This window comes from Vibrio salinus, assembly GCF_021272385.1.
Taxonomy (GTDB): Bacteria; Pseudomonadota; Gammaproteobacteria; order Enterobacterales; family Vibrionaceae; genus Vibrio; species Vibrio salinus.
This window is the reverse complement of the sequence record NZ_JAJSDZ010000010.1, coordinates 156,889-181,810: the sequence shown is the minus strand read 5'-3', so window position 1 is coordinate 181,810 and position 24,922 is coordinate 156,889. Positions and strand designations below refer to the sequence as shown.

Sequence of the window (24,922 nt, the reverse complement as noted above, 5' to 3'; positions counted from 1 at the left end):
CATGAATGACTACCGGCTACAGGGATGCGGCAATAATGCCGATAATTCCGCCGAAAACACCTCCCCATACCACTAACCAACCGAGGTGTTCACGGATCATTTTAGCAACGATTTCTTTCACTAACTGAGGTGTTAATTCATTCAACCTCTGATCGATGATGGCTTCAATATTAAGCTGCGCATCATCCAGAACGGAAGAAGAGCTGACCTGTTCTTTAATGGCATCTTTTACGCTGTCGCTTTGGCTTAGTTCAGCGATAGACGTTTGTATCTTCTGAATAAAGGATTCTTTCAGTGGTTCAAGTGCTTCGGTACCACCAAACATAGACAGCATGCCACCAAAGGAAGATTCCTTAATGGTTTCAACCAGAGAGTCGAACGTCGGATTAAAGTCAACATTTGAAACGATCGGGGCTAAATCAAAACTGTTTGCTGAATTGAATTCCTGATTCATGAATTTTTTAATGTTTTCCTCGGTGAAAAACTCTCTCATCATCAAAGATTTTATTGCGGCTTTGAATTCTTCGAACCGGTTCGGGATAACACCTGAGCCGTACAGTCCCGGTACTTTTTCAAATAACATATGAATAGCCAGCCAGTTTGTTACGGCCCCTGAAAAGGCGAACAAACCGGCATTGTATACAATATGATTGTCCGTTTGATAACCAATTCCGATCAACAGGACGGAAATGAAATTGGTGATAATACTTTTATTCATAAATGTGGAAACTGGTGTAATAAATAACCCCGATTTTATGTAAAAAAAACCGGGGTGAAAAGAAAATTATCCGCTTCTAGTTTGTAGCAATGTATCCACCGGTCTGATGGGCCCATAAATGCGCATAAATGCCATTTTTATCTATCAGTTCCTGATGTGTACCTTCTTCAACAATCTTGCCTTCATCCAGAACAATCAGACGATCCATTTCTGCGATGGTGGATAACCGGTGAGCAATTGCAATGACTGTTTTCCCTTCCATTAACTGATATAAGCTTTCCTGGATGGCAGCTTCTACTTCTGAGTCCAGAGCCGATGTGGCTTCATCCAGAATTAAAATAGGCGCATTTTTTAATAATACCCTTGATATTGCAATACGCTGGCGTTGTCCGCCAGAAAGTTTCACTCCACGTTCTCCGACCTGGGCATCGTAGCCTTTGTTACCATACGGGTCGGTCAGTGTCGAAATAAATTCGTCTGCATGGGCTTGCCGGGTTGCAGTATACAGTTCTTCATCAGATGCATCAGGATTACCGTATAGAATGTTTTCTTTAATTGAACGGTGGAGTAGTGATGTGTCCTGTGTGACCACTCCAATGACTTTTCTTAAAGATTCCTGAGTAACCTGATCAATGGGCTGTCCGTCAATACAGATTTTGCCTTCTTTTATTTCATGGAAACGTAAAAGCAGATTGACCAGTGTTGATTTCCCGGCTCCCGAACGACCGACTACTCCCACTTTTTCTCCGGGTTTTATTGTCAGAGAAAGATGGTTGATAACACTGATATGTTCACCATAATCGAAACTGACATCATCAAAGGTAATTGACCCCAGTTTTACAGTCAGTTCGGAGCTATCTGATTGATCCTGAATCTGAATGGGCTGTGAAAGCGAATTCATACCATCGACAACCGTCCCCATGTTTTCGAAAAGGCCACCGATTTCCCACATAATCCATTTGGACATTCCATTGATACGTAAAGCCAAAGAGATGGCAATGGCAATGGCACCAATAGAAATTGCAGAATATGACCATAAATAGATTGAAATTGCGGCAATCGAAAACAGCAGCATGTAGTTGGCAATTTCCACCCATATATTGAATCCGGTCACCAGACGCATTTGTGAATGTACGGTTGTCAGGAAGCCTTCCATGCTCTTTTTGACATAACTGGTTTCTCGTTGGTGGTGTGAAAATAGTTTTACCGTCTGGATATTGGTGTAACTATCAACAAAACGGCCTGTCATGGTTGAACGGGCGTGAGCCTGAAGAGACGAAATGTCTTTTAACTTAGGTACGTAGTAGAGTTGAATTCCGATATATGCGACAAGCCAGGCAACCATCGGAAGCATGAGTCTCCAGTCAGAATCCCCCAAAATAAAGAGTATGGAAACAAAGTAAACACTGACAAAAACGAACACATCGACCAATTTCATCACTGTTTCCCTGATAGCGAGAGAGGTCTGCATTACCTTGGTAGCAATGCGGCCGGCGAATTCATCCTGATAAAAAGACAAACTCTGCTTTAGCAAGTAGCGGTGAGCCAGCCATCGTATTGACATCGGATAATTACCCAGCATTGTTTGATGAACCAACAGAGAATGAATTCCGATAATGGCCGGCATGATAATTAATATCAGTATGGACAAGCTAATCAAAGTCCACTGATTATCGGCAAAGAATGTTGCCGGGTTGCTGTTTGATAGCCAGTCAACCAGTTTTCCCATGAATCCAAATAAGCCGACTTCGACAATAGCAATGATGGTACTGAGTAAACCAATATAAATAAGAGGACGGATGAATCCTTTTGTGTAATACAGACAAAATGCCCACAAAGAGGATGGTGGTTGATTCGGTTCTATATTAGGAAAGGCTTGGGTCAGCTTTTCGAATTGTTTAAACATGATCACCCTTTTTACAACAAAAGAAGCCCATCTTCTCTAAAAGAAGATGGGGAAATTGATGGGGAAGAATTTTGGCGTGTTTACCGTTCAGAAAGCCCAGACACGCTATTTGTTCTTAGCATTATAGTAGAGAATGGCCATCGACATTTTTGGCAAAAGGTACTCTTTTGAAGCCTTGTTAAGGAGAACTTCTTCACCATTTGTGTCACAGACTATATCCCATTCGCCTTTTTTAGGCAAAGCCGGAAGTTTGAACCGTGCAACAGCTGGTGTTGGGTTGACCAGATAAAGAATCTGTCGGCCGGATTTGTTGATGCCCAGATTAAGAGCCACACAAGTCCTTTTATCCCAGTCGGAACCTGACATATCGGAACCATCAACTTTTCGCCAGAAAACCCGGTTAGAATTCCGGCTTTTACCGCTGAAAGCATCGATAAATGGAACCATAATGTTGTGACGGGCTTTGAGCATTTTGCTTAGCCACTTTTTAAATGAAGCGGCTTGTGGCGTCAGAGACCAGTTTAGCCAGCTTGTCTTACTATCCTGACAGTAGGCATTATTGTTCCCACCTTGTGTATGCGATAAAACATCGGCACTTAATATGTGAGGGATGCCAAATGAAAAGAGCAGTGTCGCCATGAAGTTTCGTTTTTGAAGTTCACGCCTTTTGATAATGGCCAGACTTTTTGTTGGTCCTTCTTCACCGTTGTTATCTGAGCGGTTATCCCCGTGCCCGTCCCGGTTTTGTTCTCCATTATCGTCGTTATGTTTGTGTTTGTAAGACACCAGATCCTGTAGAGTGAAACCGTCGTGGTAAGTAATATAGTTGACCGTGAGTTTGAACGGCCAGTTCGATGCACTGTAAATATCCCGGGAACCCATTAATCTGGTGGCAAAATCTCTCAGGAAGCCGTCATCGCCTCGCCAGAAACTTCTTGCTATGTCTCTGAGTTTGTCATTGGTTTCGTTCCATCCAAATGGGAAGTGTCCGACCTGATAGCCATTCGGGCCGATATCCCAGGGTTCTGCTATCAACTTAATGTCTTTTAATATCGGGTCCTGAGCGACAGCCATAAAGAAACCGGAGGTCTGAGAAAACTGTTCTCTCTGTCTGCCTAACGTTGCCGCTAAATCAAAACGAAAACCATCAACTTGATATTCGGTTACCCAATGCCGGAGTGTATCCATAACCAGATTCAGTGTCGGTTGATAGGATAAATCTAGAGTATTCCCACAACCGGTAAAGTTGATGTAGTTCTTTCCTGACAGAAGATAGTATTGCTTATCGAGTCCTTTGAGATTGAATATCGGCCCATCATCGCCGCCTTCTGCTGAGTGGTTATAAACCACATCAAGAATGACTTCAATCCCGTGTCGGTGTAATTCTCTTATTGTGGTTTTTAGCTCTGAAACCGCATCATTGACCGCATACCTTGGATCGGGGGCCATAAAAAGATAAGGGTTATATCCCCAATAGTTTACCTTGCCCGCTTTTATCAGGTGAGGTTCTGCCATACACGCAGCGATAGGTAATAGCTGCAGTGTCTGAATGTGATTATCTGCATAGAAGCTTAACATTTCATCGCTGACAAGGCCCAAATATTTTCCTTTAATCCGGGAATTCATTTTTGGGTGTAAAAAGGTTAGCCCTTTTACGTGTGTTTCGAAAATAACGGTTTCTTCTCTGGGGATATTAGGTTTGGAAACGTCCTGCCAATCAAAATCATCTTCGGTAACAATGCATTTTGGTAATGTAAAACTGGTTTTTTCGTTGTAGGGTTCTTGGTACGTTAGTTCACCATCAATTGCTTTTGCATAAGGATCAGAAATGAGTTGTGAGCGGCCTTTTTCATTTTTGATTATATAGCCGTATTTTTGACCTGCTTTTATGCCATTGACAAATGTGTATTGTACTCCTGCGTAGCTGTGGTCCAGTTCAATTACTTTGTAGTCACTATCGTTATCAAATAAAGCCAGCTGGATCTCATTTTGTGCAGGAGAGTAAATAGAAAAACAGCAACCATTTTCAGTTAAGGTTGCACCCAGTGGATATGGTTGAGCATTATTTTTTATCATTCCGTGCATAAATTCTAACTTTCTGATTAAAAAAACGACTTATTCGTTTCTAGTAAAAAACTTTGTTGGAAAAGGGTCAAGTGTTAATTGTGATAAAGCAGAGGTTGATACCTATTGTACCTATTGTCTGTTGTATATGAAGGGTACAACTGATTTGTTCATCACATTGTGAGGATAGGTTATATAATGTAGAGAGTAAAACGATATGACAGAGATAAAACCATGTTATGATGATTTTTGTAAAGCCAGCCAGATTTTTAGAGCCTTAATGAATGAATGTACTAGGTATTTTTATCGGAATCGCCGGAGTGCTATTGGTGGTGATCGTATCGTGGATGATTGCGCTGTCAATAAAGCAGAATCGGATTCAGACAGAACGTAAAAAAAAGCAGGACAGGCGTCGTCTTCAGCATGAGCACAACCGTCAGCAGGAAAAACAGCAACGCCGCGAAAAGGCCGAAAATGGACATATTCCGACCATACTTTTTTTAGCGAAGGAAGCGGAGCGTACCGATTGGCGGGAATCGTTTTACTGGTATGAGAAGGCGGCTAACCTTGACAATATTATGGGTATGTATGGGGTTGTCCGAATGAGCAGACATTTAGATAATGATCTGATTGTCGGAGAAAAAGCGCGTTTCTGGCAAACCTATATTCAGGGAATTGAAGGTGATAATCCTTCACTTTTGGCCGCTGGGAAAGCGTGGATTCATGGATTGGGTATCTCAGCCAATCTGGAAAAAGGGTTGGAAGTGGTCGAAAATGCGGCAAGAAAGAATTACATCCCGGCAATGATATACCTTGGTGACTGGAATATCGCGAAGGATAATCCTAACCAAAAGTCTGAGGATTCTAATTATTGGTATGCCAAAGCGGCTAAGTTAGAGGACCCGGAAGCGATGATGAAGCTGGGGATCAATTATCTAAGAGGGGTAGGAACACCTCCGGATCACAACAAAGCATGTTATTGGCTGGAAAGTGCTGCTGAGACAGGATATCCGGAAGCGATGTATCATGCAGGTGATGCCTGGATCGATCATGGTTCCCACGGGAATGCAATTGCTTATATCTGGCTATTTCTTGCAGCCTATTTCCATAACGAACCGGCCCGGATTCTCAGAGATGAAGTCGGTAATAAAGTTGGTGTGGATTCTATTATTGCGTTGCAGCGGTTTGCTAAGCCTCTTATCACTAAAATTCAGACTGGCACAGTTGGTAAGCATTTGATCATTCGTGCATTGAACAAGCTTTACAAACGTGATGTTCCGGTTTTTTCTCATAACCAGTTTCATGAAGAGCAGTCTGTATCGGACAGTTGTGATGAATTGGTGAATGAGATTAAAACGGCGCCATCTGATTCACCTGAAGCATCGGCTTTTAGTTACAGTGGAACTTACACAGAAGATAATTCTTTAAATTTTACACAGCAAATTGAAGAATCAAATGTAGAAAGCGATGAAGGTAGTAATAAGAAAGAGGGAAGTAGTAATGGAACTACTGCTCCGAAAGAGGAGTAGTTCCATCAAAAGAAGAATTAAGCGTCTTCTTGTTCTTTGTTTTGCTCGGCGATACACGCTGCTGCAGTGAAGATAACGTCAGTTGAGCTGTTTAATGCAGTTTCAGCTGAATCCTGAATAACACCAATAATGAAGCCAACCGCAACAACCTGCATTGCGATATCATTTGATATACCAAACAATCCACACGCAAGAGGAATCAGAAGCAGTGAGCCGCCTGCGACACCGGATGCGCCACAGGCTGACACCGCGGCGATAACACTCAGAAGAATAGCGGTCATGAAATCGACATCAATTCCAAGAGTATGAACAGCTGCCAGTGTTAAAACCGTGATGGTGATTGCTGCTCCCGCCATGTTAATGGTTGCACCCAGAGGAATAGAAACAGAATAGGTGTCTTCATCAAGCTTGAGTTTGTCACACAGTTCCATATTAACCGGAATATTGGCAGCGCTTGAACGGGTAAAGAAGGCAGTAACACCACTTTCGCGAAGACACTGAAATACCAGTGGGAACGGGTTAGCTTTGGTTTTTACATAAACCATAATAGGGTTAATGACTAATGCAATGATGATCATTGAACCAAGTAAAACAAATAGCAGGTGTGCATAGCCAATGATGGATTCAAAGCCCGTAGTTGCAAATGTTTTTGATACTAAGCCAAAGATACCAAATGGTGCCAGACGAATGATGAATCGCACAAGTTGAGATACACCATGGCTTACGTCTTCCAGTACGTGTTTAGTTGGAATGGAGCCGTGTCTGAGAGCAATACCAAGGCCGATAGCCCAGGCCAGAATACCAATATAGTTCGCATCAATAATGGCATGAATAGGGTTATCGACAATCTTGAAAACCAGCGTGTGCAGGACTTCGGTGATACCTTGTGGTGGTGTTGCCCCTTCAGCTCCGGTAACCAGGGTTAATGTTGTTGGAAATGCAAAGCTAAATGCAACAGCAACTAATGAAGCTGCAAGCGTACCGATAAGATACAGTACAATGATTGGGCGCATATGAATTTGCTGGTTTTTCTTCTGGTTTGCGATCGAAGAAATGACCAAAACAAACACGAGTACGGGAGCTACAGCTTTCAAACCTCCCACAAATAAGCTACCTAGGATGCTTACTTTTAGAGCTGCTGTCGGTGCTATTGTTGCTAAAAGCGCACCTAATATAATTCCCACAACAATTTGTAGAACTAAGTTACCCCGGGCAAAACGCGCGAGAGGATTGTTGTTTTGCATACTTATTCCTGAATAATAATTTGATCAAATTTTTATGTTTTAGCCAGATTTTATCTGGAGACGACAATATTAGCTTCACCATATATTGTGTCTATCATTATTTGAAGAAAGGCATAAAAAATTGATTGAGCTCTGCTATATAGAGTGATTTTTCGTCTTTTGTTAAATTTTTGTTTATATTTGTTTGTTTAATGTTTAGTTAAAAATACCAACGTTAGGGAGAAATACAGAATAGGGTAAGCTTTATTATCCAGCAGAATGATCGTTTCAGGTTTTGAATGATTTGGGCAGAAAGTACGTTTCTGCCCAATCTATTCGGGGTGGCTAATGGTGTTTAGTGGTCGTTCTGGTTGCAAATTTTTCTAATGCCAGAACAAAAATAATGGCAGATAGCATCAAAGCGACGGCCAGAGCGAGCTGAGGTGAATGAGAGGTGATTTGCTCATAATCGAAAGGGTTTAGATTCTGCTGAAGCAGAGGCACTTTTTCTCCGTGAGAATTGATACGCCAGGTCAGTGTTTCTTTCCATGGCCAGATTTTGGGTAAGGTACCTATCATCAGCCCGGTCAGAGTTGTTAACGTAAAATTTCTGGCATGTCTGAGTAACCAGGACAAAATATGGGAAAAGGTCAGCAATCCGATGATACATCCCAGAGCAAATAAGCTTAGCGTGATGACATCTGCGTCTTTAACTGCCGATAAAATTGTGGCGTACATTCCCATCATTAGCAGAATAAAACTGCCGGAGATACCCGGTAAGATCATTGCACAGATGGCAATAGAACCGGCAAAAACAATATTTACTGATGTTGCCGACAGATGAAGAGGTTGCAGGACCGTAATGGAATAAGCGAGGGCAATGCCAATAAATAGCCCGATAAGAAGTAATGGGTTATTTTTATTGATTTGTTTGGCAATGTGCAGGACAGAAACCAGAATTAATCCGAAAAAAAATGACCAGATAGGAATCGGATGAACTTTTAGCAGCCAGGAAATGAGTTTTGCCAGCGTTGCCACACTGGTTAAAATACCGGCCAGAAGACAGATTAAGAATTTAACATTGATGTATTCTAATGTTGCTGAAAAGCCGTTTTTTTTCCAGTAGCGGATTAGAGTTGGATTTATTCTACGGATACTCTCCAGCAGTGTGTCATAAACGCCGGTGATAAATGCAATGGTTCCTCCTGATACTCCAGGGACCACATCGGCTGCACCCATTCCCATTCCTTTCAGGAAGGTAATTAAATAGTTCATATAAGTTATTACCGTTAATTTTTTTGCAGTATATCTAAAAAAGGATTTGCATAGGATGAATTTTGTTAAAGATTTGATTCAGAATTGAGACAAATTTTGAGTTTATTTTTCACTTTGCAGCGTTAATTTTGTTCCGTTGAAACGAAGCTGGTTTAGTAACTGCCGGACATTTTCTTTACCGGTCTCAGAAAATTCCAGTCCATAGCGAGCGTAATGAACAGATCGTTGTAAATTGCAGATCTTTCCTTCCAGAATACCGAAAGAATTACGACCATTTTCATCGGTATAAATTTCGATTGAAACAATGTCATCCACTAAGAATGCCCGCCCGATCGGTCTGGTGAAAAAACGGCAACCGTTTTTTGATATATCCCTGATCTCACAGTCCATTCTGTTTTTGCCAAGGCTGACTTTTCCGAACAACTGGACTTCGTAACGCGGTTCTTTTCGAAGTTGCGTAATCTGCATTGTATTTGGAATAGAAAACATGGCCAGAGGGATTGGCTCATGAAGCACGTGTAATAATTGGCTGCGAAAGTGTATCAGTGCTCCCTCTCCTCTGGGAGAGATAGCCCTTACATTTGTCCAGAAACCTTCCTGAAAGAAGTAATTAAAATCATCATCAGAAATGTTGGGAATTTCGGCCAGTATGTAGGTATCGGAATGTGTGCCAATGAATGCGGTTCGGCATATGAATTTTGTGCCGACTGGAGCTGTGATATTAAGAACCAGCTCGCTGCCGTGCTCAACTAAAGCTAAGGCATCTGTACTATTTAGTGTTGACACGGATTTAGGTTGGCGGGGAGATTTATTACCGGCCATGGATTCTTCGACTCTTGCCACTTTCGACATTCCTGTTAACAATCATTTTTGATATTGTTATTTTTTTAATTACTTATAATTTATACAAAGTATAAGTGTTTTAAAATATCATTTGCTAGAAAAAAGTGATTTTAACGCTAAACTGACGGCTATTCTTCTACACACACCTGATTCCGGCCGTTTGCTTTAGCACGATATAGCGCTTTATCTGCCCGGTAAAAAGTTCTTTGTGTATTTTCCCCATGTTTATGTAGAGTGATGCCAATACTGACCGTCAGTCCTCTTTCACCCAATATCTCGGCCCAGTTATAACTGTAAATTTTATCTCGATAGTGATCTGCATGCATAAGTGCTTTATTGATATCGGTGTTCTCCAGAATAACCAGAAATTCTTCTCCACCGAACCTGACACAAGATGCTCCATGAAATTTAAAATAGTCGGCAATTTCCTGAGATACATGGATAATTGCTTTGTCCCCAACAAGATGGCTTAGTTCATCATTGATAGATTTAAAGTGATCAATATCGATAATTAGAAATGCAAACGGGATCTCATGCAAAAGTAAATCTTTTAATTTGGCTTCCAGCCAGCGTCGGTTATGCAAACGAGTCAGTGGATCGGTAAATACGTCCTGCTGAAGTTGGGCTACTTCGTTTTTATGGTGCTCAGTTGTTTCTTTGAGCTCTTTATTTTCGATTTCTGATAAGATCAGTTTAAGCTGTAATTCAAATTTTGAAATTCGCTTTAACTGACTTGCGCCTAATTCGCCAATAGGTATTTTGGACATTAAATCCGATTCAATGTGGAACATTTTCTTTTGATATTTTAAGGCATTATCAAAAATTCCCTGCTCTTCAAAAATATCAGCCAATCCAGAATATAACGCTTTAAACATATAAGGAGGTGCTGAAGTGTCGGTTTTTTTCAATTTGTTCATGAGCAGCATTTCAGCCAATTCATACTGGCCTGTTTCCCTAAAGCATTTGGCTAATTCGATAGTGACCCAAAATGACAGAGAAGGATGCTGGTGGCTGGAGGTTGAGTTACTGACAGAGGATAATTTTTTAAGGGCCAGATCAACGTTACCCTGTGCCAGTTCCATTCGGGCTTCATGGTAAGTTACTTCCCCTGTATAAAATTTGTCACTGACCAGAATACTCAAATCTTCACATTCCATGATCAATTCTTTAGCGGCTGAAAAACGGCGTAACGCTACATAGCTGTCTAGTATTCCAATTTTATATTGTAACCGTAAAGAACGACTGGATATCGCATGGTCTATACCATCAACTTTTTGGAAAAAACGCAGAGCCTGATTATGATCACCGTATATCTGACAGAGTTTTCCCATTCCTAATACGGCAGTGGCGTATTCATCAATAAATCCGTTTTCAATGGCAATGTTCGTAATGGCCACATACTGAGTCAGGGCATCTTGATATTTTCCACTCTGAATAAGTCGGTCACACAAGGTGAGTTTGATGGATAACACTAATTCTGCATCTTGTGGTAACCGAAGAAGATTGATCGCAGACTCTAGTTCATCCATGCATTGTTGATATTGTTTCAGAGATGCCCGATACTCAGAACTGATTACCCAGCATTGAGCTTGTGCTAGGGGTGTCTCCGCAATGTGGGTTCGTACATGGGACCAGAAAAGAACCGCTTCTTCCCCGCTGACGGAAGTAGCTTCTAGTCCTGTGTCTTTAATTTTTTTGAGCAGTTCTTCCATTAGATATCACCTGTTACAGGAATTTGTTCAAGTTGTTCAAGTGTAAATGGGAAACTTAAAATATCATATTGTGAAAGTTGCGGTGGTTTATCATAGAGTCCCTGCCTTTCCCATGGATACAGGTTTATCATGGCCGTCAGTATTCGGTACAATTCTTTAGTTTCCAGATTTTTTTCATCGATAAGTAAACCCAGTCGTTCCGAACTTAAGCGGGAGACTAAATCTTTCGGTGTGCACAATGAGTGTGTCAGTTCAGTACAGATATCAATGTAATGAGAATTTGGGTGATAAATAACGACTACACTGTTGTCCGAATGGTTTAGCTTGGTTTTGCACATAACCAGTTGTTCCCACCAATACGTTTCAGAAACAACATTGGAAAAGTGTTTTTCCGGGTTATATTCATATTGTCCTCGTACCCGGTTGATTAATTTTCTGGCTCTCTGTTCAAGCTGTTTTTTTAGTCCACGAGACTTATCTGTACTTTCATGGTCTTTCTGTCGTTTAATTTGTTCTATTGAGTAATGGCGATATTTTTTAAACGCGTTCAACGCCAGTTCATAATTCTGTTGTTGTTCGGCAATTTTACTTTCTTGGAAGTAAATCTGAGCAAACAATACGGCGCTATGCTCAGTGTCAGTGTCCACCGAAGATTCAGCTGAATTCAGTAAATCAGTGGCTTTATCCAGATTGCCCCGAATTAGTTCCAATCTGGCTAAATTAATAAAAGAATGTATTTGTACCCAACTTAAATTATTGTTTATTGCCAATTCATGTGCTTTTTGTGTCGCCTCTTCCGCGTCTTCTAATCGCTCCAGTCCAAGTAGTGCTAATGCCCGGAAATCCCAAATCTCGGCCAGAAGAAGTTTATTACTACCATCTTCAAAGACGAACTGAGCGGCATCCAGAACTTCCAGCATTTCAACATAATCTTTAAGAAGGTAGAGATCCCAGGCCCATAAAACTCTTGCTTTTCCTTCCAGTTCGGTTGAGCGGGTTTTATTTGCAACCTGTACTGCCAGACGATGAGTGTTACAGGCCAGCTCAAGTTCTTGTGTTTGGCGCCAAATTTCACCCAAGCCAAGAAGGCATAGAATTTCAACATCAACATTTTCTTCCAGAGCGGCTTGTTCCAGTGCTTTTATCCAATGTTTTTGAGCAGTAAACAGTTTTCCTTCAGTAAAAAAGTGCCATCCCTGTAAGTGCAGAATGACAGGTAAGAAATCATCATGATCGAGCTGATTTTGATATACAAAAGCATCCTTAGCGTATTTCAGCCCCATTTTTGGTTTTTTTAAATAAATCGCACAATGGGACATAACAATGAGACATTCTATACAACCATGGGCGTAATCTATTTGTTTTGATCTTGCCAGACATTGTTCAGCGATCACCAGAACGTCATCAGGCTCTGATTTTAAGCGAGATTTCAGCTGCGCTATTTCTACTTCCAGAAGATATCGACTTTTATCCAACTTATTAGCCCTATACTGAGTTCCTGTCTGAATAGTATATAAGCAAATACTAAGCCAGTTAATTTATTGAACAAGATAATGGGAGTTAAAGTGGTAGATAAATTTATAATATTATGATTTGCACTGCTTTTTCCATTTATGTATTGGTAACAATTATTTGGTCAAATATTTGACAGTGAATAAAAAATGACTCTGTTAATAATAATTTTATAGCTTCTTTCAATTTATATGGCTTAGTCTATACTTGTTATACAAATATTATTTTTGTATAAGGTTGGGCGATGAACAAAATTCCGGTGGGTATCAGCTCTTGTGTTCTGGGCAATAATGTTAGGTTTGACGGTGGTCATAAGAAAAACCAGTTTGTGACTTCTGAGCTTAAGCCGTATTTTAATTTTTTTCCGGTTTGTCCTGAGGTAGAAATGGGTTTACCGGTTCCGAGGCCAACGATTCGATTAACGAGATTAGATGGGGAAGTGCGTTTAACAGAAACGAAAGATTCATCCTCTGATCATACTGAACGGTTAATTATGTTTACTGCGGAGAAGCTGAACGCTCTTGATTCATTAAATCTTTGTGGCTATGTCGTCTGTGCGAAATCTCCAACGTGTGGGATGGAAAGAGTCAAAATATACACGGAAAATATGGCCGAGAAAAACGGAATCGGCCTTTATACTCAGGCCTTGATGGAACGTTTCCCCTGGTTGCCGGTTGAGGAAGATGGCCGTCTGAATGATGCTGTACTGAGGGAAAACTTTGTATCCAGAGTTTACCGTCTTCATGATTTCAGGCAGAGTGTTGAGCCGGATCCTACGGCAAAAAGAGTGATTGATTTCCATAGCCGTTACAAGCTGACGTTAATGGCTCATCACCCGCAAAGTTATCAGTCGCTCGGGAAAATGGTAGCGTCGATTAGCGATTATGACATTAACGATTTTGTCGCAAAATATCGGGAACAGTTTATGGCGGCACTGTGCCACAGGGTCAGCCGGAAAAATAACACGAATGTATTGATGCATATACAGGGGTATTTCAAACGCACACTGACAAAAGAGCAAAAGTCGGAATTAGCAATGTTAATTGATGATTACCGTATGGGTCATCAGCCTCTGCTTGCTCCGCTCACACTTATCAAACATTATCTGAACATGTATCCTGATCCCTATTTGCAACATCAGAAATTTTTAGAACCTTACCCTCAGGAGTTACGTTTACGTTATGGTTTATGAACAGCAGCTTTATTCTATCCGGGAAGTGTCAGAAATTACCGGTGTGAAACCTGTGACCTTAAGAGCATGGCAGAGACGGTATAATCTGGTTCAGCCAAAGCGGACGGAGAAAGGACATCGCTTATTTTCCGAAGAAGACCTCACCCGTATACAAGAAATTCAGAGTTGGTTAAATAAAGGTATTTCGATAGGAAAAGTTGCTGAGTTGCTGGACAAGAGTCAGACAATTGAAGCGGTTAGCGTGGACAACGTTCATCCATATCTGGATGAGTTTGAACCGGTACTGGAGGCGTTAACTCAGCTAAAGCGGCGCAGACTTGTTCAGATGATCAATTCCGTTTTAAAGGAATATCCGTTGGATATTGTGATGGAGCGTCTTATTTTTCCTATTCTGGATGCGTTGGATAAGATGAAAAGTTCGGTCAGAAGTATTAGTAAAGCTCTGTTGCAGAGCGTTTTGATCAGTAAACTGTCCATGATAATGGAGTCTGAAAATCGGGTTTCCCGGAAAGGTAACTGTCTGTTTATTAGTCTGGATCCGGCAGGTAGCCTCTACGCGTGGCTTAAAGCATCACTGATTGTAAATGATGGGTACGCGCTTACCTTTCTTGATGGAGTTGAGGATTTGGCCGGACTAAATAACGAACTGTTGTCAGAACCCTATGACCGGGTGATGATTTTTGCCAATAAAGCGTTGAATGATATACAGCTTGCTCATATTAAGAGAATTTCTGAATCTGCGACGGGCTATGTAGAATATTCTGATGTTATTTGCAGGCTTCACTTGTTGGGAGAATCATCATGAAACTGGTGTGGCTGCGAACTGACTTGAGAGCGCTGGATAATACTGCTTTAAATCAGGCCCTTAATGGCAACGATCCGGTTGTTGCTCTCTACATTGCTACTCCCGGACAATGGCATTCTCATACTAAAAGCAGGAAACAGGCGGATTTAATTTACCGTCGTTTGTTTGAGTTACAGAAAGAGCTGGCAGCACTGAACGTTCCTTTGCTTTATGCTGAAGTGGATACTTATGATGACAGTATTACAGTACTTGAAGATTGTCTCGCTGAATTTGGTGTGAAAGACCTGTTCTTCAATTACGAATATGAAATGAATGAGCGTAGGAGAGATGAATTTATTGAGGGATGTCTTAAGACGAAAAGCATTCGCGTTCACGCTTTTCATGATAAATGTATGTATCCTCCGGGAACTGTTCTGAACAAGCAAAATGATTACTTCAAGGTTTTTACACCATTTAAAAAAAGCTGGCTGAGTCGTTTCCAGACTCCTTCCGTTATTCAACCATCTCCTGCTTCTTATCGTGACCTTTCTTCGGAGCAGACATCGTGGCTTCTTTCATCAGCATCCTGTTTTTCTTATCCAAGAGAATCAAGTGATGACTGGACGGTAAATTATAGGGACATCGAGCATAAGCTGGATGTCTTTTGTGACGGGAAACTGCGTGATTACCATAAAAAGCGGGACTTCCCGGCTGTAGATGGCATCAGCCGGTTATCTCCTTATCTGGCTATTGGCGCATTATCGGTCCGACAGTGTTTAGCCCGGGCCGGTTCTTTTCCGAAAGAGAATCTTTCAGACGGGGCTGAAGTTTGGATCAGTGAGTTAATCTGGAGGGAGTTTTATCAGCATTTGATGGTTTTTCGTGAAGACCTTTGTACCGGAAAAGATTTTCATGCATGGGGGAAGAGAATCATCTGGCAATATTCTCCCGGGCACTTAAAAAAGTGGCAGAGTGGTGAAACCGGATACCCCATTATTGATGCGGCAATGAGGCAGCTTAATCAGACTGGCTGGATGCATAACCGGTTAAGAATGATCGTGGCCAGTTTTCTGATTAAAGATCTTCACATTAACTGGCGTGCCGGTGAGACTTATTTTATGGAAAAACTGATTGATGGGGATTTCCCTTCAAATAATGGCGGATGGCAGTGGTGTGCTTCCACTGGTTGCGATGGTCAACCTTATTTCCGGATTTTTAATCCGGTTTCTCAAAGTAAAAAATTTGATGCAGAAGGCTTATTTATTAAGAGATGGATTCCGGAGTTGGCACATGTTCCTGCGCAATATATACATGAACCCTGGAGATGGAAAGGTGCGACAAATTTATCCTATCCCTCTCCCATTGTTGATCATGGCGAAGAGAGAAAGGTAACCTTAGAACTATACCGAGTAGCCAAGGATACCTGTCAGTGATGATCCGAGTTTTTTGTTTTCTGTTATTGTCTGTGTCGACTTGCTATGCAAGAGTTTATGAACTTCCTCCTGAAGGCAGCTCTCTGGTAGGAAATATTGAATACCATGAGGTCATAAGAGGGGAGACCATTGCTGACATTGCCGATGATTATGATGTGGGTTTTCTTTCTGTCATGGCGGCAAATCCGGGAGTTGATCCTTTTTTGCCCAAGCCCGGTACTGTGCTTGTGATGCCGACTCAAATCATTCTTCCTCAGGTCCCGAGAAAGGGCATTGTTGTTAATCTGGCAGAACTTAGATTGTATTTTTTTGATCCGGACTCTGACCGTGTTTATGTCTTTCCGGTGGGAATCGGCCGGATTGGACGGGATACACCGGAAATGGATACTTATGTCAGTCAGAAAAGACCCAATCCTACCTGGACGCCTCCGGATTCCATTCGCAAAGAGTACCTGAAAAAAGGGAAAACATTACCTGATGTCGTTCCGGCCGGTCCGGATAATCCTTTGGGGAAATTTGCACTTCGTCTTGCTTACGGAAAAGGGGACTATTTAATCCATGGGACAAACAAAGATTTTGGTATCGGTTTAAGAGTCAGTTCAGGGTGTATGCGAATGAATCCTGATGATATTGACTGGCTGTTTCATCATGTGAAAGTCGGAGAGAAAGTGAAAGTGATCGATGAGCCGGTCAAAGTGACGTTGGAACCGGACAGAACCGTGTATCTGGAAGCTCACGAACCATTGACCAGAAGTGATGGCAGTAAAAAACGGTTGTTGGTTCCTCAGACGCTTCGCTGGTGGCTGGATGAGAATCAGCTAAGTGATGATTTGGCAAAAGCGGTGATTATTTCCCAGAATGGTATCCCTAAAGAAGTGGCTCACCACTAAGGTGAGATGGTAGGCAAGAAAAAGGCCCTTGAAAGGCCTTTTTATGCCGAATACGGCACAAGTCAGAGATTGCTGAGAAATGGTTATTTTGTATAGCTTTGCGCGATATTATCAATCCGCTCGTTAGCCCGCTGCGCTTCTTCTTGTGCAGCTGTAACTGAATCTGCAGTCTGATTCAGCTTATCACTCATTTTCGCCTGAGATGATTGTAGCGCAGAAACCTGATTACTTAGTGTGTCGACTTTATTGCTTAACTCATTTAGCTGACTGGTTGTTGTTTGATCGGTATTCGCACAACCTGCCAGAATAAAAACTGAAGATACCGCTACAAGGACTAATTTGTTCATCGTGAACTCCTTAAATACTGTGTTTGAGTGAACTCTCAGTGTGATGCTCTTTTTTGAAAAGACGTGTATTACTAATATTAACACTAAATGGCTGATATGAAAGTCAGAGGAACTTTATGAGCCAGTCAGGGCCTGTAACTTTAGTCAGAGACACACTTTCTTTAGGTATCTTTTACCGAATTAGGTTATTATACCGCGTTCGGTACTACTACTGTACGACACCAGCTATCTTATTTAACGGAGTTAACATTGCAATTTAAAGACTTAGGCCTGGACAACCGTCTGTTAAAAACATTGAGCCATTATGACTTTCGTCAGCCAACCGAGATCCAGCGTATGGCTGTACCGGTGGTTATTGCAGGTAAAGATCTGCTGGCATCATCTAAGACAGGGTCAGGTAAAACATTAGCATTTGTTTTGCCAATGCTTCATAAGTCTTTAAAAAATAAAGCGTTTTCTTCTAAAGATCCCCGTGGAATTATTCTGGCCCCTACCCGCGAACTGGCAAAGCAGGTTTATGGAGAGCTTCGTTCGATGCTGGGTGGATTGTCTTATAACGCGGCTTTAATTGTTGGTGGTGAAAATTTTAATGATCAGGTTAAGGCTTTGAGCCGGTATCCGAAATTTATTGTTGCGACTCCGGGACGTCTGGCCGATCATCTGGATCATCGTTCACTCTTTTTAGATGGTCTGGAAACACTGGTACTTGATGAAGCCGACAGAATGTTAGACCTTGGCTTTGCCCCTCAGTTACGCCGCATTCATAAAGCCGCAAAACATCGTCGTCGTCAGACACTGATGTTTTCTGCCACACTTGATCACGCTGAGGTGGTGGATATTGCAGGTGAAATGCTAAATGATCCAAAGCGAATCTCGGTCGGCGTTTCGAATGAAGAGCACAAGGACATTACGCAGATGTTTTATCTTTGTGATCACCTTGACCACAAAGAGGCGATACTGGAGCGCATTCTGGCAGAAAGTGATTACCGCCAGCTGATTATTTTTACCGCGACCCGTGCTGATACGGAGCGCCTGACAGAAAAACTGAATGAGCAAAAGCTGAAGGCGGTTGCATTAAGCGGCGAATTCGCTCAGACCAAACGAAATACGGTGATGAGTCAGTTTGAACGGGGAGTGTTTAAAATTCTTGTCACTACCGATGTTGCATCGCGGGGACTGGATATTGCATCTGTGACTCATGTCATCAACTTTGATATGCCGAAACATACAGAAGAATATGTTCACCGGATTGGCCGTACCGGACGTGCCGGTAATAAAGGTAATGCCGTTTCTTTGGTTGGACCCAAAGACTGGGACAGCTTTAAAAGGGTTGAAGCTTATTTACAGCAAGAAATTACGTTTTCCGTTCTTAAGGGGCTAAAAGGCAAGTTTAAAGGGTTGAAACCGCGGAAACCGGTGCGTAAAAAGACCGTCAATAAGAAAAAACACGTTAATCCGGTTAAGAAGAAAGCCGGTGCCAAACCGGCCAAAAGAGATAAGAGCTTTTATCAGAATGTGCCGGTGGGTGACAGCGTTTTTGTCCCGGTTAAGAAAAAAAAGGATGACTGATCTCATCCGGTTTAATGGAAAAAGAACGACTGGTGGTCGTTCTTTTTTGTTTTCAGCCCGGTCTGTCTCTCATTAATTCAACATCATAAAATGCGGAAACCGGCTTCTTTTATCTCATGGTCAATTTCTTCAAGGCTGTAGATGGCTAAAAAATCTCCGGTTACCTTGGTGCTTGTTTGTTTCCAGATAATATTCACATATCCATCGCGGCGCAGCACGCCCAGTATTTGTCGTTCGGTTGACAGAGAAGTCAGAAACTCATTTTCTTCCCATTGTTTTTCCACATTCAGGCGGTTTTCAGGACAGCTTGCTTCTTTTAATGTTTGATGTTTTAAAAATAAAGCCCAGTTTTTCTCATTTGAACCTTTGATAACATCATCTATCATCGGTTTAGAAATACGAATGATCTCAGAATCGGATAGTTCCATTAAGCGCATGTCGGACTCCTTTACTCAAGGTACGATTTGCTCTGGCCCTTTTATTAAGTGTTTTTGGGGCCTGAATCTCAGCGATCTGATTGGCCGGCATAAATCCAGGCTGATGCACCAGACTGAAAGTTTCCTTTAACCCGGGTATACTCATCTACTTCGTAGTCGTCTGCCTGAGCCAGTTCTTCTTTGGTAATCTGGAAAACTGTTCCTTCCACCTGATCAGAATTGTTGCCAGTATATTTGAGTATTGGGTGTATATCTGTTCCGCTTTTCGCAATCACATCTTTATCTTTGATTTGTATTTCAGACAGAACGTAACCGAGTAATATGTCTTTTGAGCCGGTCAGAAGCCGGCCGAAGGTCTCTTTTTGAACCGTTTCCAGTTGAAGAGTACCGTACGAAAATAGTTTTTCCATTTGTCTATATGATCCTTTTATCGGAGTTAATCATCTTTTCGTTCTTTCATTATTTCATCCAGAATTCTTCCGCCAGATCGGATTAATTCGTGGCATCCCTTTTCTTCATCCCGGTGATTCTGTTTCAGACAAAAACAATTGGTTGACCGGTATTGGGATTCAAACTTATCAATGGCCAGTTTTATCTTGTCTTTCATTTCAGGGCTGGTATGCCCTCTTTCTTCAGCATACCTGGCACTCAATGCCATCACCATTCCGGTGACGACACCGCAGGCATTTTCAACACCCATACCGCCACCGAATCCGGCAGCAAGACGGATGGCATTCTCATCCAGCCCCAATCGATAGGTATCATTTGCGCCTTTTAAAATGGTTTCGGAACAATTCAGATCATGTTGTTTCTGAAATCCCTGCTCGATGAGTTCTTGTAAGGTCATGATGTGCTTCCTTGTCTGTTTTTGTTTATTCATTGTATTCATCATTGATTTCCGTTTTCAATTGTTTCAAAAAAGACTCAATGAAACGGGTTCGTACCGCGGCTTCTTCCCGGGCCGACTCGGTGTTCATTGTGTCTTTCAGCCGAAGCAATTTTGAAAAAAAATGATCAATCGTAAACCGGTTATCATCAGCGCCGCGGGTTAAACAAAATGGATCATCGTGTGAATACAAAGGCCGGTTTAATTGTGAGCCAACCTGTAGGCATCTTGATATTCCGATGGCGCCTAAGGCATCGAGCCGGTCCGCATCCTGAATGATTTTGGCTTCCAGTGTCTTTGCTTTTATGTTTGCACTATAGCTATGAGCTTCAATGGCATGATAAATCCCATCGAGATATTCCGGAGGATAATTCAACTGTTTCAGGAATTGTACGGCTTTCCGGGCTGCCAAAGCAGAGCTCAGGTGTTTTCCCGGGTGGTTTTTATCCAGTGACACACAGTCGTGCAGGTAGGCGGCCGGAATGACGATTTCTTTTACGGCTTTTTCCCGGGAACATAAAGCTCTGGCGGTTTTAACAACCCGTAACACATGGTTAATATCGTGCGCCGGGTTGTGATGCATTTCTTGCTGAATGAAGTGTTGTAATTGCTGTTCTGTTTCTTTATCCAAAACCAATGGGGTTACCTCCGGTTTCAGGGGCGGTGAGAATATAGGATGCGGGATTTATAAAACAGGGTCAATAAGGAAAGAGTGGAGAAATAGGAAGGCTTATTTCCCCACAGATTGGATTTTAACAGATTGTGTTCCAGAACGATCAGGCCGGTTTAACTGAACGAATGGCTTTTCTGTGACGCCTTTGTATCCGGCGAAGATGAGAAAGGCTCAACGTGATCACAAACAGACCGGCCTGCACAAGGACAATACAGGCTCCGGTGGCACCATCAATATGGAAACTGATTAAGGTTCCCAGCAGGATGGAACTGACCGAGACGGCACAGGCAACGAGCAGCATTGAAGTAAATCGTTTTACTATTAATAAAGCGGTAATTCCGGGAGAGATGAGAAGTGCAACAACCATAATTACGCCGACCGCCTGAATGGCGGCAACCACGGTGAGTGAAATCATGATCATAAAACCGTAGTGAATCAGTCTGACCGGTAATCCAATCACCCGGGCATGACTGGCATCAAAACAGTAGAGCATCAACTGTTTATGAAAGAGCACGATAATCAAAAATACCAGAAGAGAAATCACAATCGTTTGATAATACTCGCTGTTATTAATGCCCAGCATATTGCCAAACAGGATATGCAGAAGATGCTGATCAGTTTCGATTTTAGTAAACATAACCAGACCCAGAGCTAACATTCCCGAATACACCACTCCCAATACGGTGTCTTCTTTCAGCCGACTGTTATTTTTGATGTATCCGGTTTGCAGGGCACATAATAAGCCAGATAAAAAAGCGCCGACGGGTAAGGCAATCTGAAGGACATAAGCGATAACAATACCCGGTAATACTGCGTGAGAAATGGCGTCCCCCATAAGAGACCAACCTTTTAATACCAGATAACAGGAAAGGACGGCACATACCAGAGAAACGCATAATCCGGCAATGAGTGCTCGTTGCATAAATTCATACTGATAGGGTTCGAGTAGCCATTGATACAGTGAGTCCATTAGTGCACCCCGAGCATTTTAATCTGTTTATTGTGCCGTTTCTGAGCAGAGCTTTTAAGCAGTCCGTATTTGGGTGCGAAAAAGAAGGCACAAAGGAACGTGATTGTCTGAAGAACTACAATGACACCACCGGTGGCCCCATCCAAATAATAACTCAGGTAAGTGCCCATGGCGGAAGTGATGAATCCGATAACCGTAGAGATGATCAGAATGATGCCAAACCGGTCTGTCAACAAATAAGCGGTTGCCCCCGGAGTAATGACCATAGCAATAACCAGAATAGCTCCGACTGTTTGTAAGGAGGCGACGGTACAGGCGCTTAATATTGTAAAAAAAATGATTTTTAAAACGATTGGTGAAAGGCCGACAGAGCTTGCCTGGTTTTCATCGAAAAAGGTCAGTAAGAGGTCCTTCCAGATAAACAAAAGTACGATGAGGGAAACCACGCTAATGATTACCATTTGAATAAGGTCTGACTCTGTGACAGAAAGAATGTTACCCAGAATGATGGACTCAACATTGATGGCGGTAGGGTTTAGAGAAATCAGTAACAGACCGAAGGCAAAAAAGGTCGTAAAAATAAATCCGATGATGGCGTCTTCTTTCAGATGAGAGACATATCTCAGCCCGGCAATTCCGATGGATGCCAAAAATCCGGCAACAAATGCACCGATAGAATAAGGAAGTCCCAGCGCATAAGCGATGGCGACCCCCGGAACGACAGAATGGGATAAGGCATCTCCAATAAGAGACCAGCCTTTTAGCATCAAAAACGCAGATAGAAAAGCGCAGACGGCCCCAACCAGTGATGCGCTGAGCATGGCATGTTGCATGTATTGATAATGAAAAGGCTGAAGAAGAAGTTCTAGCATATGTCATCCTCGCTTTTTTGATTATCTGTGATGATTTGGGACGGTTTCATTCCCGAGCCATAAAAGACAGCGGGCTTTTCATGGTCAGAGAGAATGGTAATCCCACGATCATCGTTATCATTGTGCAACGTTTTGCCTAATATGCCGACTTGTTTCAGCACTCCGCCGAAAGTGGCTTCCAGATTCTGTTGAGTAAACGTATTACTGGTTTTGCCTGCGGCAATGATCCGGCGGTTAATAAAGATAACATCGTCGCAGTAGTCCGGAACAACCCCCAGATTATGGGTGGAAACCAGAACAAGATGTCCGGCATCCCTCAATTCTCTGAGTAAAGCGATAATGGCTTCTTCTGTTGTAAAATCGACACCGGTAAAGGGTTCATCCAACAGTATTATTTTACTTTCCTGAGCCAGTGCCCTTGCCAGAAAAACCCGTTTTTTCTGACCACCGGACAGCTCGCCTATCTGACGATCTTTTAATTCAAAAATGCCCATTTTTCTCATAGAACGCTCAATAGATGCCAGATCGTCAGAGCCGGGACGACGGAAAAAACCCATGTGCCCGTAGCGTCCCTGTAATACCACATCTTTCACCAGAATCGGGAAGTTCCAGTCGATGTCTTCACTTTGAGGGACATAAGCAATTTGATTGAATTTTAATGCCTGATTTACCGGCCGCCCGGAAATCTGAATATCGCCATCGGTTGTTTTTACCAATCCCATCAGACATTTGAATAAAGTGGATTTTCCACCACCGTTTATGCCGACCAGTGCACATATGGTTCCTCCGCTCAGAGAGAATGAAACATCAGTGATAGCTTCAACACCATTGTTGTAGGTGACCCCCACCGAGGACACATTGATATTAACGGTTTCAGTCATACTGCAGTCCTTTTATGATGGTTGCGGTGGTTACTTTCAGCAGATCCAGATAAGTCGGTACCGGACCATTCTTTCTTGATAGTGAATCAACGTAAAGTACGCCGCCATAGTGGATATTCGTTTCATTCGCTACCTGCTTTGCAGGCCGGTCAGAAATGGTACTTTCACTGAAAATGACATGAATATCGTTATTTTTTACGGTTTCAACGACTTTTCTTACCTGTTGTGGTGTTCCTTGCTGATCGGCATTGATTGGCCATAAAAAAGCTTCATTTAATCCATAGTCTTTCGCCAGATAACTGAATGCCCCTTCACTGGAGACCAACCAGCGCTGAGATTTAGGAACCAAACTGATTTGATGGCGTATTTCATTATCCAGTGCTTTGACTTTCGCAATATATGAGCTGGCATTCTCTTTATAGTGTTGTGCATTAGCCGGATCGTACTGAATAAAACTGTCTCTGATGTTTTTAATATAAATAACGGCATTGGTTGGAGACATCCACGCATGTGGGTTTGGCTTTCCGGCGTAAGGACCTGCGTAAATAGAAAGTGGCTGGATACCATCAGACACAACAACGGATGGAATATCGTGCAAATTGGCAAAGAAACGGGTAAACCAACGTTCTAAATTCAGTCCGTTCCACAGGATAAGGTCTGCAGACTGGGCCCTGACAATGTCTTTGGGTGTTGGTTGATAGTTGTGAATTTCGGCCCCTGGTTTGGTAATAGATACGACATCAGCAGCGTCTCCTGCCACATTTTGAGCGATATCCTGAATGATGGTAAAGGTGGTGGCGACTTTCAGCCGGGCCTCTGCCTGAAATGGAGACATAAGCATAAAAAGACACAGCAGACTAAAAGTGTAAGGGTAGAATTTCATATTTGGTGACCTTCGCTTATGTTTTTCTGAGTTTATTACCATTATCATGCAAATAATTTCTTACTTGCTAATGATAATCATTATCATTAATTTGATATTAGCAGTTCAATTCTGAAAAAACAATTTTCTTTGAACTTCTGTTAATAATTCATCTAAAAATAATAATCCATTGATTAATAAATGCTTTTCATTTTATTAATCAAATCTTCGACGTTTTTTAATAGCATTTGTCAATAAAATAAGCGTTTAACAGCCTATTTATGATTTAAATCAAAAATAATATTCATAAAAAGAGTACAAATAAAAATTATTATCATTACTTT

General features: G+C 42.0%; 23 protein-coding genes. 6 read left to right on the top strand and 17 right to left on the bottom strand.

The annotated features are described in order from the left end of the window. Positions 1-16 precede the first annotated feature (16 nt). The 3 genes from LRQ06_RS14345 to glgX form a co-directional block, all read right to left on the bottom strand. A complete protein-coding gene (locus tag LRQ06_RS14345; RefSeq protein ID WP_232767462.1) occupies positions 17-718 on the bottom strand; it encodes a DUF445 domain-containing protein in 702 nt (233 codons plus the stop codon). Positions 719-794: 76 nt separating this feature from the next. Then, positions 795-2,624, bottom strand: coding sequence for an ABC transporter ATP-binding protein (locus LRQ06_RS14340; RefSeq protein WP_232767461.1), 1,830 nt, complete (start codon positions 2,622-2,624; stop codon positions 795-797). Between the two features lie 105 nt (positions 2,625-2,729). Beyond that, positions 2,730-4,700 carry a glycogen debranching protein GlgX gene (glgX, locus tag LRQ06_RS14335; RefSeq protein WP_232768981.1) on the bottom strand — a complete coding sequence of 657 codons (1,971 nt, stop codon included), beginning with the start codon at positions 4,698-4,700 and terminating at the stop codon, positions 2,730-2,732. A 272-nt stretch (positions 4,701-4,972) separates the two neighbouring features. Between glgX and LRQ06_RS14330 the strand changes: the two genes are divergently transcribed. After that, positions 4,973-6,217, top strand: a complete 1,245-nt coding sequence (locus tag LRQ06_RS14330) for a tetratricopeptide repeat protein (protein WP_232767460.1) — start codon at positions 4,973-4,975, stop codon at positions 6,215-6,217. Positions 6,218-6,234: 17 nt separating this feature from the next. Here LRQ06_RS14330 and sstT read toward each other — a convergent pair whose 3' ends face one another. The 5 genes from sstT to LRQ06_RS14305 form a co-directional block, all read right to left on the bottom strand. After that, positions 6,235-7,461, bottom strand: coding sequence for a serine/threonine transporter SstT (gene sstT, locus LRQ06_RS14325; RefSeq protein ID WP_232767458.1), 1,227 nt, complete (start codon positions 7,459-7,461; stop codon positions 6,235-6,237). A 324-nt stretch (positions 7,462-7,785) separates the two neighbouring features. Beyond that, positions 7,786-8,715 (bottom strand): polyprenyl-phosphate transporter, encoded by a 930-nt coding sequence (locus LRQ06_RS14320; RefSeq protein WP_232767456.1) that lies wholly within the window; start codon positions 8,713-8,715, stop codon positions 7,786-7,788. A 102-nt stretch (positions 8,716-8,817) separates the two neighbouring features. Further along, positions 8,818-9,567, bottom strand: a complete 750-nt coding sequence (locus tag LRQ06_RS14315) for a flagellar brake protein (protein WP_373054836.1) — start codon at positions 9,565-9,567, stop codon at positions 8,818-8,820. Positions 9,568-9,686: 119 nt separating this feature from the next. After that, positions 9,687-11,270, bottom strand: coding sequence for a GGDEF domain-containing protein (locus LRQ06_RS14310; RefSeq protein ID WP_232767455.1), 1,584 nt, complete (start codon positions 11,268-11,270; stop codon positions 9,687-9,689). Further along, positions 11,270-12,745, bottom strand: a complete 1,476-nt coding sequence (locus LRQ06_RS14305) for a tetratricopeptide repeat protein (RefSeq protein ID WP_232767453.1) — start codon at positions 12,743-12,745, stop codon at positions 11,270-11,272. The genes LRQ06_RS14310 and LRQ06_RS14305 overlap by 1 nt, the downstream gene beginning before the upstream one ends. A 281-nt stretch (positions 12,746-13,026) precedes the next feature. Here LRQ06_RS14305 and LRQ06_RS14300 point away from each other — a divergent pair, with 281 nt between their 5' ends. From LRQ06_RS14300 to LRQ06_RS14285, 4 genes are read left to right on the top strand one after another with little or no spacing between them, the layout of a single operon-like run. After that, positions 13,027-13,974 (top strand): YbgA family protein, encoded by a 948-nt coding sequence (locus LRQ06_RS14300; RefSeq protein ID WP_232767451.1) that lies wholly within the window; start codon positions 13,027-13,029, stop codon positions 13,972-13,974. Then, positions 13,964-14,779, top strand: coding sequence for a MerR family transcriptional regulator (locus tag LRQ06_RS14295; protein WP_232767449.1), 816 nt, complete (start codon positions 13,964-13,966; stop codon positions 14,777-14,779). Before LRQ06_RS14300 ends, LRQ06_RS14295 begins: the two co-directional genes overlap by 11 nt. Next, entirely contained in the window at positions 14,776-16,191 is a 1,416-nt protein-coding gene (phrB, locus tag LRQ06_RS14290; protein ID WP_232767448.1) for a deoxyribodipyrimidine photo-lyase, read from the top strand. Before LRQ06_RS14295 ends, phrB begins: the two co-directional genes overlap by 4 nt. Beyond that, complete coding sequence (locus LRQ06_RS14285) at positions 16,191-17,081, top strand: L,D-transpeptidase family protein (RefSeq protein WP_232767447.1); 891 nt, start codon at positions 16,191-16,193, stop codon at positions 17,079-17,081. Before phrB ends, LRQ06_RS14285 begins: the two co-directional genes overlap by 1 nt. A gap of 83 nt (positions 17,082-17,164) precedes the next feature. Here the strand turns inward: LRQ06_RS14285 and LRQ06_RS14280 are convergent, their stop codons facing one another. Beyond that, positions 17,165-17,428 carry an Lpp/OprI family alanine-zipper lipoprotein gene (locus LRQ06_RS14280; RefSeq protein ID WP_232767446.1) on the bottom strand — a complete coding sequence of 88 codons (264 nt, stop codon included), beginning with the start codon at positions 17,426-17,428 and terminating at the stop codon, positions 17,165-17,167. A 249-nt stretch (positions 17,429-17,677) separates the two neighbouring features. On the opposite strand from LRQ06_RS14280, the gene LRQ06_RS14275 reads away from it, so the two are divergent. Next, a complete protein-coding gene (locus tag LRQ06_RS14275; RefSeq protein WP_232767445.1) occupies positions 17,678-18,997 on the top strand; it encodes a DEAD/DEAH box helicase in 1,320 nt (439 codons plus the stop codon). Between the two features lie 83 nt (positions 18,998-19,080). On the opposite strand, the gene LRQ06_RS14270 is transcribed toward LRQ06_RS14275, so the two are convergent. From LRQ06_RS14270 to LRQ06_RS14235, 8 genes are all read right to left on the bottom strand, one after another. After that, entirely contained in the window at positions 19,081-19,434 is a 354-nt protein-coding gene (locus LRQ06_RS14270; RefSeq protein WP_232767444.1) for a hypothetical protein, read from the bottom strand. Between the two features lie 68 nt (positions 19,435-19,502). Further along, positions 19,503-19,844, bottom strand: a complete 342-nt coding sequence (locus LRQ06_RS14265) for a gamma-glutamylcyclotransferase family protein (protein ID WP_232767443.1) — start codon at positions 19,842-19,844, stop codon at positions 19,503-19,505. Between the two features lie 26 nt (positions 19,845-19,870). After that, the gene (locus LRQ06_RS14260; protein WP_232767442.1) at positions 19,871-20,281 is read right to left on the bottom strand and encodes a C-GCAxxG-C-C family protein; all 411 of its coding nucleotides are present in this window, start codon (positions 20,279-20,281) and stop codon (positions 19,871-19,873) included. Between the two features lie 25 nt (positions 20,282-20,306). Beyond that, on the bottom strand, positions 20,307-20,957 hold the full coding sequence (locus LRQ06_RS14255) for an HD domain-containing protein (protein WP_373054835.1): 651 nt from the start codon (positions 20,955-20,957) through the stop codon (positions 20,307-20,309). Between the two features lie 139 nt (positions 20,958-21,096). Beyond that, the gene (locus tag LRQ06_RS14250) at positions 21,097-21,963 is read right to left on the bottom strand and encodes a metal ABC transporter permease (protein WP_232767440.1); all 867 of its coding nucleotides are present in this window, start codon (positions 21,961-21,963) and stop codon (positions 21,097-21,099) included. Further along, complete coding sequence (locus LRQ06_RS14245; protein ID WP_232767439.1) at positions 21,963-22,835, bottom strand: metal ABC transporter permease; 873 nt, start codon at positions 22,833-22,835, stop codon at positions 21,963-21,965. The genes LRQ06_RS14250 and LRQ06_RS14245 overlap by 1 nt, the downstream gene beginning before the upstream one ends. Then, positions 22,829-23,716: a metal ABC transporter ATP-binding protein gene (locus LRQ06_RS14240; protein WP_232767437.1), complete on the bottom strand. Its 888-nt coding sequence runs from the start codon at positions 23,714-23,716 to the stop codon at positions 22,829-22,831. The genes LRQ06_RS14245 and LRQ06_RS14240 overlap by 7 nt, the downstream gene beginning before the upstream one ends. Continuing rightward, the gene (locus tag LRQ06_RS14235; RefSeq protein WP_373054834.1) at positions 23,709-24,599 is read right to left on the bottom strand and encodes a metal ABC transporter substrate-binding protein; all 891 of its coding nucleotides are present in this window, start codon (positions 24,597-24,599) and stop codon (positions 23,709-23,711) included. Before LRQ06_RS14235 ends, LRQ06_RS14240 begins: the two co-directional genes overlap by 8 nt. Positions 24,600-24,922: the final 323 nt, after the last annotated feature.